The sequence below is a fragment of the Hyphomicrobium sp. genome (genome assembly GCF_009026145.1).
Classification (GTDB): Bacteria; Pseudomonadota; Alphaproteobacteria; order Rhizobiales; family Hyphomicrobiaceae; genus Hyphomicrobium_A.
The window spans coordinates 1-15,623 of record NZ_WBUE01000028.1 but is presented as its reverse complement, the minus strand read 5'-3'; the positions used below and the strand labels follow the sequence as shown (position 1 = coordinate 15,623).

Annotated in this window: 13 protein-coding genes; 7 read left to right on the top strand and 6 right to left on the bottom strand. The window is 66.8% G+C overall.

Features of this window, described 5'->3' with window-relative positions; all coding sequences use genetic code 11:
* Positions 1-160 precede the first annotated feature (160 nt).
* A complete protein-coding gene (locus tag F9K20_RS17510; protein ID WP_291004834.1) occupies positions 161-625 on the top strand; it encodes an aminoacyl-tRNA deacylase in 465 nt (154 codons plus the stop codon).
* Between the two features lie 17 nt (positions 626-642).
* Here F9K20_RS17510 and F9K20_RS17505 read toward each other — a convergent pair whose 3' ends face one another.
* The 3 genes from F9K20_RS17505 to F9K20_RS17495 form a co-directional block, all read right to left on the bottom strand.
* Positions 643-4,077, bottom strand: coding sequence for an alpha/beta fold hydrolase (locus F9K20_RS17505; RefSeq protein WP_291004832.1), 3,435 nt, complete (start codon positions 4,075-4,077; stop codon positions 643-645).
* A gap of 1 nt (position 4,078) precedes the next feature.
* Positions 4,079-5,860, bottom strand: coding sequence for a GMC family oxidoreductase N-terminal domain-containing protein (locus tag F9K20_RS17500; protein ID WP_291004829.1), 1,782 nt, complete (start codon positions 5,858-5,860; stop codon positions 4,079-4,081).
* Positions 5,861-5,939: 79 nt separating this feature from the next.
* Complete coding sequence (locus F9K20_RS17495; protein ID WP_291004824.1) at positions 5,940-7,886, bottom strand: hypothetical protein; 1,947 nt, start codon at positions 7,884-7,886, stop codon at positions 5,940-5,942.
* Between the two features lie 277 nt (positions 7,887-8,163).
* On the opposite strand from F9K20_RS17495, the gene F9K20_RS17490 reads away from it, so the two are divergent.
* Entirely contained in the window at positions 8,164-8,454 is a 291-nt protein-coding gene (locus F9K20_RS17490) for a hypothetical protein (protein WP_291004821.1), read from the top strand.
* A 300-nt stretch (positions 8,455-8,754) separates the two neighbouring features.
* Positions 8,755-9,183: a polymer-forming cytoskeletal protein gene (locus F9K20_RS17485; protein WP_291004818.1), complete on the top strand. Its 429-nt coding sequence runs from the start codon at positions 8,755-8,757 to the stop codon at positions 9,181-9,183.
* A gap of 20 nt (positions 9,184-9,203) precedes the next feature.
* Here F9K20_RS17485 and F9K20_RS17480 read toward each other — a convergent pair whose 3' ends face one another.
* The 3 genes from F9K20_RS17480 to cysQ form a co-directional block, all read right to left on the bottom strand.
* Positions 9,204-10,688, bottom strand: coding sequence for a hypothetical protein (locus F9K20_RS17480; protein WP_291004816.1), 1,485 nt, complete (start codon positions 10,686-10,688; stop codon positions 9,204-9,206).
* A 159-nt stretch (positions 10,689-10,847) separates the two neighbouring features.
* Positions 10,848-11,699 carry a DUF1134 domain-containing protein gene (locus tag F9K20_RS17475; protein ID WP_291004814.1) on the bottom strand — a complete coding sequence of 284 codons (852 nt, stop codon included), beginning with the start codon at positions 11,697-11,699 and terminating at the stop codon, positions 10,848-10,850.
* A 117-nt stretch (positions 11,700-11,816) separates the two neighbouring features.
* Positions 11,817-12,656 carry a 3'(2'),5'-bisphosphate nucleotidase CysQ gene (gene cysQ / locus F9K20_RS17470; RefSeq protein ID WP_291004812.1) on the bottom strand — a complete coding sequence of 280 codons (840 nt, stop codon included), beginning with the start codon at positions 12,654-12,656 and terminating at the stop codon, positions 11,817-11,819.
* Positions 12,657-12,905: 249 nt separating this feature from the next.
* Here cysQ and chpT point away from each other — a divergent pair, with 249 nt between their 5' ends.
* The 4 genes from chpT to F9K20_RS17450 form a co-directional block, all read left to right on the top strand.
* Positions 12,906-13,547, top strand: a complete 642-nt coding sequence (chpT, locus tag F9K20_RS17465) for a histidine phosphotransferase ChpT (RefSeq protein ID WP_291004810.1) — start codon at positions 12,906-12,908, stop codon at positions 13,545-13,547.
* Between the two features lie 78 nt (positions 13,548-13,625).
* Complete coding sequence (locus F9K20_RS17460; protein ID WP_367115873.1) at positions 13,626-14,243, top strand: ATP-binding cassette domain-containing protein; 618 nt, start codon at positions 13,626-13,628, stop codon at positions 14,241-14,243.
* The gene (fetB, locus tag F9K20_RS17455) at positions 14,240-15,055 is read left to right on the top strand and encodes an iron export ABC transporter permease subunit FetB (protein WP_291004805.1); all 816 of its coding nucleotides are present in this window, start codon (positions 14,240-14,242) and stop codon (positions 15,053-15,055) included. Before F9K20_RS17460 ends, fetB begins: the two co-directional genes overlap by 4 nt.
* 103 nt (positions 15,056-15,158) lie before the next feature.
* Positions 15,159-15,623, top strand: a 465-nt coding sequence (locus F9K20_RS17450) for a hypothetical protein (protein WP_291004802.1), incomplete at its 3' end; no start/stop codon positions are given.

Genomic DNA, 15,623 nt, shown 5'->3' with positions numbered 1-15,623 from the left:
TCGACGGCACGACGCAATCCTTGATTAGCCAATCCTGGCGAGCCCATCCGGCTCGCTTGCGGCTGCTTGTGACCAGGAATAATCTTCTGCTCGACCGCGAGCTGCCGGCGCCATCGCCGCGGCTGAGGGCGCAGCCCGCGAATGTGGCAGGAGGACAGCCATGGGTATCGCACTGACGCTGCAGGAATACCTCAACGACCACCACGTCCCTTACGACGTCATGCTGCACAAGCGCACGCATTGTGCGTTCGACTCTGCGCGCGCCACCCACGTGCCGGGTGAGCGCGTAGCCAAGGCCGTTGTGCTGACGCGCGAGGGTGGGTTCGTCGTTGCCGTGGTGCCTGCGACAGCACGTGTTCGCCTCGACGTCATCGAGCGCATGTTGCATTGCCCGGTCGATCTCGCCAACGAGGACGAGATCAGCGAGCTCTTCCCCGACTGCGATCTCGGGGCGGTGCCGCCGGTGCCGGAGGCCTACGCCGTCGATGCCTTCGTCGACGAGAGCTTCGACACGCAGCCCGACATCTACCTCGAGGGCGGCGACCACCGCAGCCTCGTGCACATGTCGGGGGACGCGTTCCGCTCGATCATGAAGGACGTGCGCCGGGCGAGCATCGCCGCCTGACGTAAATCCGGCGGCCGCTAGACGATCGCCGTCTTGTCGAGATGGGCGGCGATCAGCGGATAGACGTCGCGCGCGGCATTCTTCCCGAAGATGCAGTCGATGTGGCCATAACCGGGGATGACGTGCCGCTCATAGAGTTGGCGCCCGTTCGCCTCCGCTAGTCGCTCGAGCGTGCGCGCCGTGCTCTCGGGCTTGAAGCAGGCATTGTCGGCGCCGTGCACGAACAGGATAGGCAGCGCCATACGGTCGAGGTGCGGCAAGTAGACGTCGCGGCCCTCGGCATCGAGCAGATGGCCGCGGCGCGCGAAGCGTGCCAGCTGTCTGAACGCCTCGATATTGGCCTCGCCGAACATCTCCGCCAGCCCCGACGTCACCGTGGCGTTGTTGAGCTGCTCGAGGTTGTACAGCCGGCCGTAGAGCGCGGTGATCCGATTGCTGGTAGCGTCGTGCGTGCGCTCACTGCGCGGCACCGGAATGATCGCCTGTAGAACCTTGTCGAGCACGCGCTCGCGCCATGCATCGGCCGTCGTCGCGCGCGCGTTGACGACGTCGATCCCCATCGCCTCGAACAGCTGCGGAGCGCGCAGGAAGGCCAGCAGCCGCTGCGGGAACCATGGCACCACGTAGTCGGTCGAGATCTGCGAGATGACCGCCGAGCGCACGCCTTCGAGGCCTGCCAGCAACGACATGGTAAAGGTTGTAGCGCCGAAGCAGTGGGCGATTACCTGCACGGTCGACGAGCGGGTGACGCTGCGCACCTTGGCGAACGCCGCCGGGTAATCCTGCAGGGCGACGTCGTCAGCGTTCCACAGCTCGTGCGCGTACGGCAGGTCGACGCTGGCGCGATAGTCGAGCAGCCAGCAGTCGTACTGCTCGGCGACCAGATACTCGAGCATGTTGGTATCGATGGTGTCGATGGCGAAGATGAGGCTCGACACGCCAAGGCCGTGGGTGAAGATGAGCGGCCCCTTGTTGCCGCCGTGGAACCTCGTCAACTTGAGGATCTTTCCGTCGTCCGTGCGCACGAGGTGGATTTCGGGCTCGGGCACGCGCAACGTTCGCTTTTTGCGCGGATTGTACACGTCGTAGCGGCCCGTGCGCGCCAGCACCCCACCGTAGGTGTCGAACAGCTCGCGACTGAAGAACCTGCCGAACTTACCGACGGCGCGCATGCGGTCGGCGGCATCGCGCCCGCCGATGCCACGCAGCGTCTGCATCTGCACGTAAAAGTCCGACGGGGCGATTTCCAGCAGGCCCCGCGCAATGCGCCCGAGCTGGCCCTGTGCCCCCTTGGCGATATCGACGTTGAGGCGCGTCGTATCGCGCCACAGGTCGAGCGAAGCGTCCGAGCGCACCACCTTGTGGCCGATGAACTGATATTCGGCGCCATCGCGCGCGCCGAGCGAGAACCGGTAGTCGAAGCGCTTGGTCTCGACGTTGTGCTCGTCGACGCGCATCAGGTTGAACTGACCGTCGAAGATCTCCAGCGGTTCGGGCGACAAGGCCGGACACTCAACGGTGCCGACGATGCGCCCGGCATGCTGTGTGTTGGAGACGAAGCGGTCGACGTCGTCGATGATCACCGTCACGATGAATCTGCAGGCGTGACCTTCCTCCTTGCCGCGCCGCCCCGCCGTTTCGTAGGGCAGCGTGACCGCAGGCGAGATGTAGCCTGCCATACGCTCGGTGAACTCGACGCCGGCCGGACGGAGCGTCTCGCGTCCCTGCGGAGCCGCGACAAGCAACGGCGCATCGAACCTCTGCGCGTCGGAGAACTGCCAGCCGCGGTCCTTGGCGAGGTGGATCATCGCCCGCTCGGCGAGCGCCGTGATGGTGAGCAGCGGGTTTACGCCCAACGGTCGCGGGATGACCGAGCCGTCGCAGACGTAGAGCCCGGCTAGCACTGCGTCCGCCGCCGCCTCGGGGCGCCCGTCGAACACCTGGCACTTGTGGTTGACGACGCCGCTGCTGCGATCCCCCCCCATGGTACAACCGCCGAGCGGATGCACCGTAATGAGATTGTTGCCCAGTATGGTTTCGGTGAGCGGGTTGCGCGTGTAATTGCCGCCGGTCGCCTGTGTCGCCTTCCGCAAGTTGCGATCGACCTTCTCGAAGATCGGCTGCGCGGCAACCTTTGGCCAGATCAGCCTTAGCTTGCCCTCGTCGAGCGCAATGCGGCCCTCGCCATCGTCGTGGCTCATGACGAGATAGGTCTGCGTGCGGTTGACCGCCCCTTGATAGGCGCCGAACAAAAGGCTCTGGCGGCGCCGTGCCCGCTCGGCGAGGAAGTCGATGACACCGCGGTCGGTATCCTCGCCGAACTTGTCGGCACCGACGCTCAACAGAGCCGGCAGGATCGGCGCCAGCGAGGAGGGGATCGATCCTTCCTCGATGACCATTCCCTCCTCGAGCTTCTCCGTGTCGCGCAGATCGATGAGGCCGGTGATGCACGGGCCGACCGGCCCGGTATCGGCTTGGGGCGGCTCGCCGACCCCGATGCCGTTGACGGGCACATCGTTGTTGTAGGCAAAGGCCAGCACATCGCCGTTGCCGGTGAAGCGCTCGCCGAGCTGGTCGGAAAGCTGCAGCCCCTCCGCGCGCGAGCGCAGCAAGATTTCGGTCGACCCCAGCGTTCCCGCCGCGAGCACGACCACGTCGGCGGTGATCGACTGGTCGGCGGCGGCGAACTTCTCGCGCTCGTGCCCGAGCGGCTCGAAGAACACCCGCCAGCGGCCACGCTCCTGGCGCACGTGCGTCACGCGCATCTCGGTGAAGATCTCGGCGCCGTGGTGGAAAGCATCGGCGAGATAGGTGACCTGCACCGTGTTCTTGGAGCCGACGTTGCACCCGGAGCAGCAATCGCCGCACAGCGTGCACGCCGGTTGCTCGACGCCGGCGTAGTTCACCTGTTTCTCGAAGGTGACGTTGATCGGCGGCCGCACCACGTCCCTGCGCAGCGCGTTGCCGCTCACCCCCAGCGCGTTGAGCTTGTCGAGCGCCGGACCCTGGTACGGCACCGGGCGCAGCACCTCCGTGGCGCGCGCGAAGCCTTCCTGGCGCGTCTGATCCTGCGCCATTTCGGGTGGCCACACGGGGTCGTCCCACACGCGCGGATCGGGCGGCAGCGAGACGTTGGCGTTGACGAGCGAGCCGCCCCCCAGCCCGCAGCCGACGAAGGCGTGGATGTCCTTGCCCAGCCGCAGGTCATAAAGGCCGGTGGGTGAGCCGGAGACGCGCTCACCGTCGCGTGTGACCTGGAACTGCTCCTGCGCCTCGATCATGCGGTCGGGGAAATCGCCGATGGCGAACTCCTGCCCGCGCTCGAGCACGGCAACCTTCTTGCCGGCGCGCGCCAGGCGCGACGCGGCAACGCCGCCGCCATAGCCGGAGCCGACCACGACGACGTCGTAGCGCAGCTTCAGCTCGGCGACCGATTTCGACAACCGCCGCATTTCACTCTCCCTCGACCGGCGCAGGGCTGCGCCGGCGCCAGAGCGCAAACCAGGCGAGGTTGCGCTCGCGAGCCGCCTCCGGCTCCAGTGATGGTGCCTGCACCGGCGCCGCCTCGTCGCGCATGTGCCAACCCCGGTCATGCGCGATGAGGATCATGGCACGCTCGGCGAGCGCGGTGATGGTCAAGAGTGGGTGGATGCCTAACGGGCACGGGACCACCGCGCCGTCACACACGTAGAGACCGGCGTGCACGGCGTCCGCGCCGGCGCCAGGACTTGCATCGAAGACCTGCCCCTTATGGTTGACGACGCCGCTGCCGCGAGTTTCACCCATGGTGCAGCCGCCGAGCGGATGCACCGTCATGAGATTGCCGCCCAGCACTTTTTCCGACACCGGGTTGCGCATGTACGTGCCGCCGGTCGCGTACGTCGCCGTCTTGATCATCTCCTCGATGCGCTGGAAGACGCGCTGCTGCGGCCCGTTCCCCCATTCGATGACCAAACGGTCGTCCTCCAGGCGCATCAGGCCATTGCCGGCGTCATGACCGACGGCGAGGAATGTCTGGGTGTGATGCACGGCCCCCTGGTAAGCGCCCTTGATGAGGCTGTCGGTAGCGCGCTCCAAGGCCTCCAGCTCGTCGGCCAGGGTGCGCTGCTCCTGTTCTCCGAACACCATGGCACCTGGCGCCAGCAGCGCCGGCAGTGCGGAGGCGAAGGCGCTCGGCAGCGCGCATTCGCACATGGCGAGCCCGTCGCGTACATCCTTGGCGTCGCGCAGATCGATCAGCGCATTGACCGCCTGCCCGACCGGTGGCACCTGCGCCTTGGGAGGATTGCCGACGCCGATGCCGTTGACCGGCACGTCGTTGTTGTAAGCGAGGGCAATGGCATCGCCGTTCGAGGTGAAGCGGCTGCCGAGCCACGGCGAAAGCGGCAACCCTTCTGCTTGCGAGCGCAGCAGAATCTCGGTCGAACCGAGCGTGCCCGCCGCCAGCACCACGATATCGGCGGTGATGAAATACTTGTGCCCGCGATGCGTATCGGCATCCGTCGGCATTACCCACACGCGCCAGCCGTGGCGCTCATCCTTCGACAGCGACAGCACGCGCACGCCGGTGAACACCTCGGCACCGAATGCGACCGCGTCGGCGATGTACGTGGATGCAACCGTGGTCTTGGCGCCGACGTTGCAGCCGCCGCAGCAGTCGCCGCATTCGGTACAGGCAGCCTGATGCACGCCGGCGGCGTTGGGACCGCTCTCATAGGCGACGTGCAGCGGTATGGGCGTCAACGGCCGATCGAAGGCGGAGGCAGCGAGGCGTAACGCTGCCACCTTCTCGTACGATGGAGAACGGCGCGAAACCTCCGGGCGCAGCATGTGCCGCGCCCGCACAAAGCCCTCGGCCACCAACCGGTCGCGACGCACCTCGCCCGGCCACGCGTCGTCCTCGAACACGCGCGGATCGGGCGCCAGGCACACGTTGGCGTTGATCAGCGACGTGCCGCCCAGTCCGCAGGCCATCAAGACGTGGATGTCCTTGCCGAGGCGCACATCGAACAGGGCCGTCGCCGAGCCGAACCGCCCGTGCGCGCCGTGCATCTGCGTTTCGGCGCTCGCGCGCGCCACGCCGTCGGGAAAATCGCCGGGCAGGAACTCGCGCCCGCGTTCGAGCACGGCGACTTTCTGCCCGCAGCGCGCCAGGCGCGAGGCCGCGACGCCACCGCCATAGCCCGTTCCCACCACGACCACGTCGTAGTGCGCCTTGAGCTTCGAAGCGGGCATCGACAGCCGCGCCTGCATACGCCTTACTTCTCCCCCGGCTCTTGCTGCGCTTTGCGCGGAGCCGCAACGTTTCTCGTTCTCAAGCGATCGCCGACGCCGCCGGCCGCTGCGGCTCGCGCCGCTTCAAGTCACCCACGCGGATCTCGATCGGGCCCTCGATGAGGCTCGGCCGCAGCGGCCGCGTCGACACGATCGCCGGCCCCGTACCGTCGCCGAAGCCGCCATCCTTGGCGCGCTTCCACGCCCAGCGCCGCGGCGTGCGCCGCAAGCCGACGGGGTAGATCGTCAGCTTATTGGGCTCGACCTTCATGCGCAGGAAGTTCTTGAAGTCCGGGATGCTCATGGAGGCGAAAGCCTGATCGCAATGCAGCCCGAGGAAGCAGCAGATGGTGAGGTAGGCACCCCACACCAGCCCGGCGACGAAACCGCCGCCGAAGATCATGACGAGCGGGAAGATGACGATGGTGCGCAGGAGCTCGCGCACGTCGGCCGAGGCGCGCAGCTCCATGTTCTGCAACATCTCACGCGCCTGGGGCCACGCAGTGTCGACGAGGTAAAACGAGATGTAGGAGACGGCATAGTAGAGCGCGATCATGGTCACGATGTGCGCCAGCCAGTGCAGCGTGCCGAGCGCCAGCTTCATCTTGCCGCCGCGCGCACCATCGGCATAGCCGTAGAGCACCACCCATAGGGCGAGGCACCATATGCCGAGGATAACGTTGGTCGCCGCGGCGAGCGGCGCGAGCAGGAGGATACCCGGCCACCAGTTGAAGCTCGGGTCGCTGATCAGTGTCTCCCCGACCGTCTTGCCGGCATACGGCGTCGTCGAGAACATCCAGATCATCACCCAGTAGATGATACCGAGCGCCACCGCGTAACCGTAGTTGCGGAACGGGAAGGCAAGCGTCGACAAGCTGAGAAGGCGGCTCTTCGACTGGGAGGGCCAGCAAGCGGCCTCGCCCGTGCTCGCGCCGTCCTTGATCTGCGACCTGAGGTTCAGGTTGATCTCGCCGCCGGACCAGGCAAACCGCCGCGACTTCTTGAGGATATGCGTCGGCGCGAGGTAGGCGCCGCCGCCGCCCGCCGTGAAGAAGCTCGTGCCCGTCTCCTTCGCCTGATAGCGGCTATAGTGATGGTAGTCGCCGGCTATGACCGCGGCGATGCGCGCGCCGGCGTCGGTGGCGATCTTGGTAATGTGGCTGAGGTTGTCCTCGCCCTGCGCCGTCGCGTCGTGTTCCTTGTTCCAGCTCGGCTCCGGCGTGCACAGGATGAGTTTCGGCGCCTCGGTCGGGTGCTGCTTCATCGCCTCGGCGACACCCTCGAAATAGAGGACCTGGCCGGCGTCAAGGTACTGCGCGAGCTGAATGTCGGCGCCCCAGATCCACCAGTTGTGGGGCAGGCGGATGGCGAAGTAGCTGCGGTGCTGCGGACACAGCCAGCCGCCGATCCGGTTCTCCGCGGCATGGCCGAAACGCGCCTTGCAGAACATGTGGTCGAAGGAGCTGAGGCCGTCGTACCAGTCGTGATTGCCCGGCAGCACGAACAGCAGGCGTCGCCAGCTGCCGTCCGACGCCGGCGGCAGGGCCGTCGAGTACGGCATGGCTAAGCGCTCTCGGTAGGCGGCGCGGGTCGGAAACGGATAGACCTGATCGCCGCCCATGATCAGCAGCTTGGCGCCGGGCAAGGTGCCGGCCCCCTCGATATTGACCTGCGGTGCACTGATCAGCGAGGCAATCGCATACGTGGAATCAAAGCCGTCGCCGAGATCGGCCACATAGTCGACCCACACAGCGTTGCCATCGCCGAGTTGGCGCAGGTCGGAGTAGTTATAGCGGCCGACGACGGTCTTCATCACCTCCGGCGCGAAGCCGTCGATGGTCGCTTGCATGATGCGCTGATCGGCGTATTGGCCGAAGATTTCCGAGACGACGGAGCGCCAGCCGGTGCTGACCAGATGCGCCGGGCTGTACCAGCGTACCATCTTGGGGAGCGCCCTGATGTCGATCTCCCCCGAGCCGTCGGCCATGCCGAACTCCCCCCACGCATACGCTCTTATCGAAACGAGCCCCCCGGCCCGCTCCTCCCTTGGAACGAGTCTAGGTTGGGTGGTTAGAGGAGTCCAGAATGGCGGCGTCGCCGTGGCGGGTGGTGTTGCACTGCGAGCGCAGGCCGGCTCCTGGCGTTGTTCCGCACAAAGATCACGGTTCGGACGAATGCCGCCCGGGTGTGGCCGGGGCGGCATTGTCTCGCGGCCGCAGCGGCCTTACGCCAGAAGGCGCGATGCATGCGCAAGGAGAACCATCATGAAAGCGAAAGTCGCTGCCTTCGTGCTCGGCCTTGCGGCCACCGGAGTGCTGCTCGCTCCCGTGGCCGGCTTCATCTCGCCGGCGGAGGCCGCCCGCTGCGTGACGAAGCGCGGCAAAGGCTGGGCGTGGACGCAGGATATGGCGAAGTTCCAGGCCTGGGAGATCGTCGCTCAGCTCAGCGGCAACTGGCCGATCCAGACCGACACCTTCCGCAACGAGCGCTACCAGTGCAAGAAGGACGGCGACGGCTACACATGCCTGTCGTGGATCGACGTCTGCAAGTCGTGAGCTCGGTCGAGCGTCACGACTGAACGGCTCGCGGTCGCGGGCAAACCGCGGCCGCGATCACCCGCGCTGACCCGATTTTCCGTCGTCCCGGCGGGATTAACGTTAAACCCAATCGGGCTCTGCGGAGCGGCGGCGAAACAACAACGCGAGCGTGCTGAGATCTCGACATAATTCGCTCACCCCCACATGCTCCGCTGCGGCTGGCCACTCAAGGCCAAGCATAGGAGGTGCGTCGTGTTCGGCCGCGGAAGCAGTCCAGATCAAAAAATACCGAGCGCGCCTTCGACATCGTCCAATCCAATGAAGCCGCCCTCTCGCGATTTCCTCCCCTCCTCGCCGATGATGACACCGTCGAAGCCAGCCTCGGTCATCGGACCCGACCTCGCCATCGTCGGGCAAAAGATCACCCTCGTCTGCCAGAGCGCCCTCGTCATTGCCGGCGAGGTGTCGGGCGACATTCACGGCGATAACGTCACGGTCGGCGAGACGGGCAAGGTCACCGGCACGGTGAGCGCACGCAATCTTTCGATCCACGGCGAGGTCAATGGCCAGCTGCGCGGCGAGACGGTCGCGCTCTACGCCACGGCGCGCATAAATGGCGACATCGTGCAGAAGAACCTCGTCATCGCCGAGGGCGCGCAGTTCGACGGGCGCGTGCGCAGCGCCAAGGATGCGAGCGACTGGCAGCCCATACTCGATGCCAACACGCATCGCGACGCGGGCGCATAGAGGCGCCACGCGCTTCTCTGCTAGGCGGAGTTCTTGTCGAGTCCGGTGATGCGATCAAGCAGTCGCGCCTTGCGCGTACGCTTGATCTCAGTGCCCGTCGAATCGGCGCCAGCGCCCGAAGCCTCGGCCGCAGGTGCATGCTCGACGCGCGTTTCCGCAGGCAGCGCGGCCGCATCCAGCGCCTTCAGGAACCCGCCGACGCGGCGCGGCTCGGCCGCAGTGGTGTCTGCCGCTGCTGCGGTATCGCCCTCGCCGCCGGGGCGCACGAAGCGCGCCACGCGCGGATCGTTGATGCGCTCTGCTAGCGGGCGCTTTCCCGCCTCGGGCGCCAGAACTCCCGAACGACGTGCGGGTCCCGATGCCGGCATGGTACCCGAGCCCAGGCGCCGCATCTCCTCCATGAAGTAAGCCGCTTGCCGCGCCAGCTTCTCGTTGCCGGCGGCAAGCTCGGCGCGCAGCGCTTGGATGGTGCCCGCCTGCTCGTCGGTGAGCGCCTTCAGCGCCGAAAGACGCGCCTTCATGGCGATCTTGCTTTCCTTGATGCCGCGATCGTCGTTGTCGGCAGCCTCGTAGGTGGCCAGCGCCGCCTTGAGCCGCGACAGCTCCGCCGCCTGGTCCTGGTTCACCGACTTGAGACGGCGTATCTCGGCGAGCGCCTGCAGATCAGGACCCTCGGGCGGATTTTCGACCGCTTTCAGGGGAGGCGGGGCTTCCGCGGCACTCTTGCCGCGGCCGACGACCTTGGCCGGCCGCATGGCATCGCCAGAGCCGTTGACGCCAGCGCCGTCGCCGGCTTCCGCCGCCGGTCCGGCGCGCGCCACCAGCGACTGCAGCCGGGCAATGAGCGCGGTCTGCTCGCGTGTCTTGGCGCGCAGCGCTTCGATCTCGGTGCGCAGCGCCACCTCGCCGTCGTAGCGCGGATCGCCGAAGCCTTCGCGGTTGCGCGCAGCGCGCGTGTTGAGCGCCGCCTTGAGGCGGTGCACCTCATCGGTTTGCTGCGTGTTGATCTGCGTGGCCTCCTCGAGCGCACGCGCCTGCTTCTCGCTCGACTGCGTCAGGGACACGATTTCGCGGTCGCGCTGGAACAATAGCTTGCGCGCCTCGGCGAGGCGGTGCTCCACCTTCGGCAGGCGGTCCATGATCGTCTGTTCGAGCACGCGCCGCGCGTTCTCGTGCTCCTCCAGCGCCGTGCGCTGCCCGGCCACCTCGCCCTCGAGCTCGCTGATGGTGGCATCGCGGCGGTTGAGCTCGACCATCTGCCGCGCCGAAGCTTCCGCCGCTTCCTCGACCTTGGTCTCGAGCTTGTGGATGCGGATGGCGAACTCGGCCCGCAGCCGGTCCTTGTCGGCACGGATCTCCGCCTCGGTCAGCGGCATCGAACGCTTCAGCATTTCCGTGGTGAGGCGGGCGACGCGGCGGCGATACAGCGGAGCGATGAACAGCGCCAATAGCGCTGCCGTGAGGAAGCCCAACGCCGCCAGCATGACCATCTCGATCGTGATCACGCCCGCGACCTCGACTGCGAACTGCTACCCAATGCGCACACCCTACCGACCGGACGGCCAAGCCTCCGGGGGCAGATTATCCGACTGACAAGTTGCCTGCGCAATGCTTTCATTCCGCGCGTCTCCACCCGGAGCTTCCTCATGAAGCCGCGCGGCGACTCAAAACGGATTCCACGTTGGGGAGCGGGTATACTTCAAATATCCGACGTTAGCACCTAGCCGTAAACCAATTCCCGACCGGATCGGCGCCAGCGTGACGTTGCCGTGCGTCTGGTACTGGATCCCGACGCCGCCGACGATATAAGCGGAGCCCTGGACGCCCGCATAGCGCTCGTAAATCTGCGACGGATCCCGCAGATTGTAGACGAGGACCATCGTCTTCGAGCCTTCGCCGCCGAAGTCATAGCCAATCGACGGCCCCTGCCAGAACACTCTGTGGCTGCCGGCGTCCTTCGTATAGAGCGTACCCTCACCGTAGCGCAGGCCGGCGACGAATGCGCCGCCCGCATCGGTGCCGAGGATGTAGCCGTTGGGGCGACCCGACTTGCGGAACGCGTACTCCACGACGCTGGCGAGACCTTTGCTCACCGAGCCGAAAAAGCGACCGCCTGCCTCTATGATCTCATTCTGCGAATAGCCGCCCTCGGGCGGTGGCCCGCGGTCGTCGTAGTAGGGCTCACCGGGAGCATGGTACGGCTCGCCGTAGCCGGGTGCCGCATCCTCCGGAGGCGCCGCAGCCGCGCGGTCGCCGTCATAGCGGCGATAGTTGTCGCCTTCGCTATAGGCGCCGTCGGGGCGATACGGAGAGTTGCTGGTTGCGCCATTGTTGGCGGGAGGCACGTAGGCGTCGTTGGCCGGCGGCACGTACGCGTCATTGCCGGTGCGCCCGCCCGAGTATGGACCGTAGGTGCTGTCCTGGGCATCGGCGCCGGGCGCCAAAAGCACGGCGAAGAGCACAAAGAGGATAGCAGGAGCGAGGGAGAAGCGGCCTTCGCCGCGCAGCAGCGCCATGGGTTGATCCATCGATTGCGCCAGGCATTTGCGGCTGATCCGCATATGCCTCCACATTGAAAATCCTTCGGCGCAAAGTGTTACGAAAGTGTGGCCGCGCAGCGAACCCGTGTGGCCTTATTGCGGCACTTGCGGTGATGTGGGAAGCAGAGGCTCTCGCGCCCAGGCAATGAAATGTGGGTTGGCATACCCCACCTCCTTCTTGCCGTAGAGCAAGGGACGGCCATCGAGGGTGGTGACGCAGCCGCCGGCGGCGGTGAGAATGGCCTGGCCTGCTGCCGTATCCCACTCGTTCGTCTCTCCGATCCGCGCATAGAGGTCGGCTTCGCCGCGCGCGATAAGGCAGAACTTCAGCGACGAGCTCGCCTTGCGCTTCTCCGCGATCGGCAAGTGCTTGAGGAATTCGTCGGTGCTCTGCGCCGCGTGCGAGCGGCTGGCGAAGGCCACGAGCGCTTTCCGATCGGGTTCGCGCGTGGCCAGCCGCGTCAACTTGGTCGACGCAAGGTCGGCGCCATCGCTGTCAGGTGCGATCACGGTCGCGACCGACTCGTGCGGGCCTACGGTGGCAAAGAGCTGCTCGAGGGCCGGCGCATAGATGATGCCGAACACGGGCCGTCGCTCGACGATGAGACCGATATTGATGGTGAACTCGGGGCTGCCCTTGATGAAGGCGCGCGTGCCATCGAGCGGGTCGACGAGGAAGAAGGCATCCTGCGTGACAGGTACGCGCCCGGCGGCGACTGCCTCCTCGGCGATCACCGGAATTCCCGGCGCGGCGTGGTGCAGCGCTTGCGTCAGCACCTCCTCCGCCTCGTGGTCGGCGACCGTTACCGGCGTCGTGTCGGCCTTCGTTGCGACTTCAACGCCGGTCTTGAAGTGGCGCATCTCGATGCGCCCGGCGGCGAGAACGGCGGGAAGCAACGCCTCGACCAGGCCGCGGTATTCCTCTAGCTTCATTCCTCGCTCGTACCCTGATTCGCTGGCCTGGCTGTGCGCCGGCCGGCTGTGGCTCGGGTCGCAGAGCGTACTTCGCAAACGCGAGAAGCAGATTACAGGGCAGACCTTTGCATGGAAGTTCCGGCGCGTGTATCAGATGGCAAGAACACTTCGCAAGCGGCCATGCTCGCGCACAGCGAGCATCCCGGCATCCGTCGGGGCTATTAGCCGCTCCGGCGTTCGGATCTGCGACATCATAAGGGGGCATCGATGGGCCAGCGCGCCAATCCGACGGACCTTGAACTTGCTGCACTCATCTCCAGCAAGATTTGTCACGACGTGATCGGCCCCGTTGGTGCCATCTACAATGGCCTTGAGATCCTCGATGAGGACGATGACCAGGAGGCCAAGAATTACGCCCTCGACGTGATCCGTAACGTGACGGAGCAGGCCTCGGCCCGCCTGCAGTTCTGCCGCTTCGCCTTCGGCGCCGCGGGCTCGGCAGGGGCCATGATCGATCTCGGCACCGCCGAGCAGATCTCGCGCGGCTTCATTGGCAAGGGAAAACACAACCTCATTTGGCGCTGTGCGCCGGGCCACATGCCCAAGGACAAGGCCAAGCTGCTGCTCAATCTCGTGGCCAGCGCGGTAACGGCCCTGCCGCGCGGCGGTGACATCGAGGTGCAGATGGCGGGCACACTGGAAAGCCCCAGCTTCCTGGTGCGCTGCCGCGGCACCAATGCGCGCGCCCCCCTGCATCTGGCCGAGTTCATTGCCGGTGAGCACGCCCCGCCGCTCGATGCCATGACCATTCAGGCCTATTACACCTGGAGGCTCGCGACGACGGCGGGCATGCGACTAGCGGTGCTGCAGGACGGGGCTGACATCCTGTTGTCGGCCAAGCCGGCCTGAGATCACACTCCCTGGCGCAACGCACCGATTGCCTGTTAAGCCTCCTCGCCCGCTGCCGCGGACGGAGAGGTATTGTTCGTGCTGCGCGTCGAACGACTGCAGGTTGCAGGTCTGCCACCCCTGAGCTTCGAGGTGCCCGACGGCGAATGTCTCGCCATCGAGGGCGCTTCAGGCGCGGGCAAGACGCTTTTGTTGCGCGCCCTCGCCGACCTCGATCCGGCCCCCGGCGATGTCGTTCTCGATGGGGAGCAGCGCGGCGAGATGCCGGCCGACCAATGGCGCCGCCGCGTGCGCTACTGTGCCGCCGAGCCGGCGTGGTGGTCCGACACGCCGCGCGGCTGCCTGCCGAAGGCGCTGCCGGAACGCCTCGCCAGGCTTGTGCAGTCCCTGGACCTCGATGCGGCCCTACTCGACCGGCCGGTCAGCCGGCTGTCGACCGGCGAGCGGCAGCGGCTGGCGCTCGTGCGCGCGCTCATCGATGAGCCGAGGGTGCTGCTGCTCGACGAGCCGACCGGCGCCCTCGATGCGCAATCGGCGGCGCTGGTCGAAGAGCTGATCCGATTCCAGATGCTCTCGGGGCGCTGCGTCGTGCTCGTCAGCCACGACCGCGCGCAGCTCGACCGTCTCGCCCATGCGCGCCTGCTACTGTCCAGGTCGCAGCCGAAGCAGGCGATACAGGTAGCGTGCACGCCATGAGCTATGTTTCGCTGACATATACCGACCTGCTCCTCGCCGCTGCGCTGCTCATCATCAACGGCGCCATCTCGTGGAGGTTCCGTCTCGGGCTCGAAAGGAGCATCGCCATCGCCGCCGTGCGCATGCTCGTGCAGTTGGCGCTGATCGGCGTCGTCTTGAAGTTCATCTTCGCGCAGGCCTCGCCCGTGTGGACGCTCGGTTTCGCGCTCGTCATGGTCATCGCCGCCGCCGTCGAGGTCGTCTCCCGCCAGCACCGCCGCGCCACCCCGTGGCGCACCTTGGGACTGAGCACGGCGACGCTGCTGTTCATCGGCACCTTCGTCACCGTTTTCGGGGTCGGGGTGATCGTTGCGCCCGAACCGTGGTACGCACCGCGCTACGTCCTGCCGATTCTCGGCATGGTGCTCGGCAATACCATGACGGCAATCGCGCTCGTCCTCGAGGGCTTGAGCGAGGCGGCACATCGCGAGCGCGCGGCTATCGAGGCGCGCCTGGCCCTCGGCGCGCGCCGCTATGAGGCGTTCGGCGCGCCGCTGCGAGGCGCCTTGCGGACCGGCATGATGCCGATGCTCAACGCCATGGCGACCACCGGGATCGTCGCGTTGCCTGGCATGATGACGGGCCAGATCATCGCCGGCGTCGACCCGATCGGGGCGGCGAAGTACCAGGTTCTGATCATGTTCCTGATCGCGGGAGCTACGGCGCTCGGCTCGTTTCTGGCGGCGTTCGGAGGCGTCCGCCTGCTGACCGACGAGCGCCACCGCCTGCGTCTCGATGCCGAGGCAAGTGGAAAAGAAGACGCCCGCGCTTGAGGCGCGGGCGCTGTTCCCTGGCTGCTATTCCGGCTCGCCCTATTCGTTGTGTGCGGCCTTCGCACCGGAGGCCTGATCGAGCGGCGGCACCGTTGCGGTGCCCTTGCTCGCCGCGCTTGCCGCCACGGCGGCGGCGGCGGCTTCCTTGGCGGCATTGGCCGCGGTCTCGGCCGCGGCGGCCACCAACCGGTGGATTTCGTTCCGGAGCCTGGCGATTTCGCTGGCCGGTGCCGCGGTCTTCTTCGGGGCCCGGTTCGCGGCCACCCGAGCCGGCCGCGGCGTGGTGGTGGGCGGGGTGGTCCTGGCCGTGATTGCCGCCAGCGTCTCCGGCCTCCTGCAGGCCTACGGATGGAATTGGCCGCTCCTGGCCGACACCCGCGCCCCCGGCGGAACGCTCGGCAACCGGAACTTCATGGCGCATCTGACGGTCATCGGGTTGCCGCTGGCCGGGTGGATCGCGGCCAGGGCCCGGACCCGGCTGGGGGCCCTCCTCGGGGTCGGGGCCATGGCGATCATGACCGGCGCGATCGTGCTATCGCGCTCCCGCGCGGCCTGGGTGGGCCTGGGC

Coding starts and splice junctions, on each gene's coding strand:
- F9K20_RS17510 (WP_291004834.1), top strand. CDS start 161: ATGGGTATCGCACTGACGCTGCAGGAATACCTCAACGACCACCACGTC.
- F9K20_RS17505 (WP_291004832.1), bottom strand. CDS start 4,077: ATGCGGCGGTTGTCGAAATCGGTCGCCGAGCTGAAGCTGCGCTACGAC.
- F9K20_RS17500 (WP_291004829.1), bottom strand. CDS start 5,860: ATGCCCGCTTCGAAGCTCAAGGCGCACTACGACGTGGTCGTGGTGGGA.
- F9K20_RS17495 (WP_291004824.1), bottom strand. CDS start 7,886: ATGGCCGACGGCTCGGGGGAGATCGACATCAGGGCGCTCCCCAAGATG.
- F9K20_RS17490 (WP_291004821.1), top strand. CDS start 8,164: ATGAAAGCGAAAGTCGCTGCCTTCGTGCTCGGCCTTGCGGCCACCGGA.
- F9K20_RS17485 (WP_291004818.1), top strand. CDS start 8,755: ATGAAGCCGCCCTCTCGCGATTTCCTCCCCTCCTCGCCGATGATGACA.
- F9K20_RS17475 (WP_291004814.1), bottom strand. CDS start 11,699: ATGGCGCTGCTGCGCGGCGAAGGCCGCTTCTCCCTCGCTCCTGCTATC.
- cysQ (WP_291004812.1), bottom strand. CDS start 12,656: ATGAAGCTAGAGGAATACCGCGGCCTGGTCGAGGCGTTGCTTCCCGCC.
- chpT (WP_291004810.1), top strand. CDS start 12,906: ATGGGCCAGCGCGCCAATCCGACGGACCTTGAACTTGCTGCACTCATC.
- fetB (WP_291004805.1), top strand. CDS start 14,240: ATGAGCTATGTTTCGCTGACATATACCGACCTGCTCCTCGCCGCTGCG.